This window comes from Coleofasciculus sp. C1-SOL-03, from assembly GCF_040220555.1.
GTDB lineage: Bacteria > Cyanobacteriota > Cyanobacteriia > Cyanobacteriales > Coleofasciculaceae > Coleofasciculus.
Genome location: NZ_JAVJUO010000104.1, coordinates 1 through 4,349, shown reverse-complemented (window position 1 = coordinate 4,349; position 4,349 = coordinate 1). Strand labels below are relative to the sequence as shown.

Here is a 4,349-nt window from a genome sequence, read left to right as displayed (position 1 = left end):
TTTAATCTGGCTGTACAGCTTGGTATTTGGGCGGAACTTGATGGTACAGGGAAAGGGTTTTGACTCCAGTGCAGGATTTACGCTTCCTAATGGTGCAATGCGATTCTCCTACGGAGACGCTTCACGAACGCCTGATGCATCTTGGATTGAAACAGAACGATGGAATGCTCTAACTGAGGAGGAAAAAGCATCCTTTGCGCCGATTTGCCCTGATTTTGTGATTGAGTTACGCTCGGCGAGTGATACTTTAAGTAGTTTGAAAAAGAAGATGCAGGAATACATAGAGAATGGTGTATCTCTCGGCTGGTTGATTGACCGCAAAAATCGCACTGTTTATGTCTATCGCCCAAATCAAGAGGTTCAAATTTTGGAGAACCCGGAGCAGGTTAGTGGTGATCCAGAGTTACTCGGTTTCAGATTGCTGATGGCAAAGATTTGGTGATTTGGGTTAAGTCTTGTCATCTTCTGGTTTTTCCAGTAATAAATCAATATCTCCAAACATCCCGGTTATATAGGATTCCAGCACTTCTCTTCCCTCAGCATTGGGACAAATTTTTATAGCTTCTAAGGCTTGTTCCCGTTCTTTTAGAGCCGCCCATATCAAGAATCTTTTCGTGTCAATGTGGTCTAATATTTCTTGTATTCTTTCTGCATGAGTAGCAATTTCATTATCGCTCACTATAGACATGAGTTCTTCACGTTCAGGATGGTTAGATTGCAACCCATAGAGTAAAGGAAGAGTAATTTTTCCTTGCTTCAAGTCGGTAATTCCATCAGGTTGCCAAATCGATTCCATATCATTGAGAATTTGTATAGCCAGCCCTAGGTGATGACCGAAAACGCCACAAGCCTGAATCAGTTCAGAGTTATCTGTACCTACCATAGCACCAGTTGCACAAGCCATAGCTGATGCAGAAGCTGTTTTCATTTGTATGGATAACCAGTAGTCATCAATTGTCTGAGTGACTCCGGCTAAATCTTTATCTTGACCTGCTGCTATCCGTAAACAAGTATCAAGATAGCATTGATTAATGCTCTTAAATACCTCTAATTGAAGAGGTGCCTTGCTCAATATTTCAAAGCAAATAATATTTACAGCACAAGCGAAGTTCCAAGCCCTTGCTGTTCCCACTTTCTCCCATAATTTATCGGCTCTATCTCGGTCTTCTAAATCATCCAAGATTCGTAAACAGGCTCCAAAAGCTAGAAGTGCGGCGGAAATATGAATAGCATTTTTGGGATTGCCATTAACAGCTTGGCAGGAGGCTAATGGCAACATAGCCTCAGGACTCATTGCTCCTTCTAAAAACCCTTTTAGGACGTACCTCAATTCAGACCAATAATTCGGAATTGAGTTTTTAAGAACTTCTCTAACTTCAGGATATAACTCTTTTAAAGAGTCCATGGTAATAGGTGTCAAGCAAATAATAAATGGTTATTGGGTCTACGACGCTATAGCTATGATCAAAGTGGACTTTTTTCCTTCCAAAAGGTGATGATTAATTGACTTATTGAGATGAGCGCAGATCCAGGTTGATGCGGATGCCATAATGGTAAGGTTGTCCACTTGAAATCTCTGCTTTGCCATCAACAAGGCGCTGGCGAACACCTGACTTAATCGTGAGTCCAGGTCTTTGAAGGTAAGTATCAAAAACATTAGTTGCATGGTCAGCAGAGTGATCACTGAACTCTTTAAGAAGAAGCTTAGGAGTAGCTTGAGCCAAGAGGGGTTCAATAGAACCCACTGGATGGACAGCCGGATGCCCTCCCTCTCGAATTGCTTCAGTTTGAGATAGAGAACGACCGATGGAGACACTGTGAAAGACTCCCACTTCTCCTACTGCTTGAACTTGCCAGGGGGGTACTTCAAAAGCCATGTAGTAGAATGCAGTCTTCGGTTCGTCCCAAGTGATAGTCATTCCACCACGGCGATAGGAATCCTGAACATCGTCGGACACAAGACTTTTATGGAGTTTAATGTATGGTGTTAAGTCTTGAGCAAACCAACCACCTAAAAGATGTCCAAGTTCGTCGGAGATACGTTTAGCAAGATCTGGGTCAGTTATTTCCTCTCCATCAATACTTGATACCATTAAACCGACACCTTTGAGGAGGCTATCTATCGATGGTAAGTTGATAGCAGCAGTGGTTTGTGCCTCTGAGAAGGGAAAAATTCCAATGATGCTCTCTTTGTTTATGCGGTCTGTTAGAGGTAGAGGTTGCAACGAAGGAAAGGAATTGCTGTTTTTTGCAAACACGTTGTAACCTCCTACCAAGAAAATAGTTAATAAAGCAATTAGTACCCAGCGCATGGTTTATTTTTTAACTTCAAGGTTTAAAGAAGACGTATGAGCAAACCCAGATCCGGCGTTAACGTTAATCCCAAGGGTAAACATACCGTCAGCAGTCGGTGTGCCACTGATTACACCTGTAGCAGGGTTGAGACTTAAACCTGTCGGTAGAGAGCCACTTGCCAAACTCCACATCACAGGCACCTCTACAGGTGATGGCGCTCCTGATGGTACTTGAACAGGGTAAACATCATTGAAGTCTGTTGATGTAATCTGTGAATCATAATCTCGAATCGTGACCTGCACTGTATGATCTTTTCGCGGGATGACTTGATTGTAGGCTTGACCTTTCTTTGCCTCAGGCAATCCGGCTGAGTTAAGTTCCACTAGATGGACAATCTTGCCATCATGTACCGCCTGGGCATCAATCCCAACCCGATCTAGGGCGGCATCTTGCAGGGTTCCCTCAATCCGTGAGATAACGTGGTAGTTAAATGACCAGTCACCTGGGTTAACATGAACAAGATTTGTGTAGCTTCCGCCCAGAGTCACCCAAACGTTTTTACCCAAAGACTGAAAGCCTCCCCAGAACATCACAGCATTGGCATTCAACCCTACAGAGCGAGCAAGAAGTGTTAACAGGTTACCAAAATCAGTACAAATTCCCACACCATCGTTGAAGACTGTCAATGGATCAGCGTTGATCGGATCGGCAGGATTGTAAGCGATAGAGCCATGTAACCCAGAACGGATTGCTGCGGCTACATCACTAGCACCAGCGGCGTAGCCTGTTGCCTGAGCCACCGCAAAATTATATAGAGGACTGGCGAGGGGAGTATTGTGAACCCAATAAATTGGATGAGCTCCCGTTGTGCCAATTGGCGTCCATGTGGTGCCATCTGCTGAGCCTTCCCATTCAAGGTTATAGGTGCTTGACCGAACCTCAGTGGAGTCTGTAAGTCCAGTTAAGGTAAGACCTGCGACATCGATAATACCGCCACTGGGGGCAATACCTGTCTTGGTTCCCCGAATAGCTCCACCTTCCTTGACACGCACAGATGCTGAAGCAGGAACAGAAGATCCAGACAAATCTTTTCCTAGTTTAAACTGGGCATTGATAACTGGATTTGTACTCTTAGTGTAGGCAACAGCATGATCGGTAGAACTTGGAGTCCAAGTTGCATTAGCTTTAGGGTCACTTCCATAAGCAGTCAGAGCGTGACTTCCTGTAAACTCAACCTTCTCTGCCGAAGTTTGACTTGGGGTTGAGTTACCACCACAACGCCTTATTTGTGAGCTAGTGTCTTTCTGCTGAATATCTACAGACTCATCTGACTCTAAAACCTGCTGCTGAGAAGCGGCAATCTTATCAGCCGGATTTTCTCGTTGAAACTGAAGAATCTCCTTGCGGTAAACCGAGGAATCATGACTAGCAGTTCCTCTCAAGGATTGCAGATGACTCAATACATTACTCTTAGGTGCTACCCCTTCCAAAATCGGTATTTCTTTTAAACTGATGCTTTGATTCTGGAGTGGTTGATTCTGTTGCTGCACTGCACCTGTTTGCTGTACCACATGAGTCAACTCATGCGCCGTCAACTCATTATTCCCCGGCGACTTCCCCGCCCCAAAATAAACATCACTCCCATGAGTAAACGCCTGAGCGCCCAACTCCTGATTCATCTGCACCGCTTCACCACCCGTATGCACCCGCACTCCACTAAAATCAGCTCCAAAGCGCGGCTCCATAAATCCTCTCACGTTCTCGGATAATGGAGAACCTCCACCCTTAGATGCATTTAAACGACTCTCTAAATCCCCAGAGGCTTGATTTCCATCGATTTGATTTGCCTGTTGTATCATCTGGCGCATCTGCACACGCGGATCAATTTGCCTGTGTACCACAGGTGTAATTGATTGCGCTCTTTGCCAGATCTGATGGGGGTGATGGGGGTGATTGGTGTCCAACTGACGCTGAACGGACGCTGAACTATCAGGAGGCGCTGACATGGACATTACCTGTAGAGACGTTGCATGCAACGTCTCTACAAGGTCAGC

Annotated in this window: 3 protein-coding genes and 1 pseudogene; 1 reads left to right on the top strand and 3 read right to left on the bottom strand. The window is 45.0% G+C overall.

Annotation, left to right across the window (positions count from 1 at the left end; all coding sequences use genetic code 11):
- A pseudogene (locus tag RIE73_RS16925) lies at nt 1-442 on the top strand (Uma2 family endonuclease); the annotation flags it as partial.
- 6 nt (nt 443-448) lie between these two features.
- Here RIE73_RS16925 and RIE73_RS16920 read toward each other — a convergent pair.
- The 3 genes from RIE73_RS16920 to RIE73_RS16910 all read right to left on the bottom strand — a co-directional run.
- Nucleotides 449-1,405: a polyprenyl synthetase family protein gene (locus tag RIE73_RS16920; RefSeq protein ID WP_446402289.1), complete on the bottom strand. Its 957-nt coding sequence runs from the start codon at nt 1,403-1,405 to the stop codon at nt 449-451.
- Nucleotides 1,406-1,508: 103 nt separating this feature from the next.
- Nucleotides 1,509-2,312: a hypothetical protein gene (locus tag RIE73_RS16915; RefSeq protein WP_446402288.1), complete on the bottom strand. Its 804-nt coding sequence runs from the start codon at nt 2,310-2,312 to the stop codon at nt 1,509-1,511.
- Between the two features lie 3 nt (nt 2,313-2,315).
- Nucleotides 2,316-4,349, bottom strand: a 2,034-nt coding sequence (locus tag RIE73_RS16910; protein WP_446402287.1) for an eCIS core domain-containing protein, incomplete at its 5' end; no start/stop codon positions are given.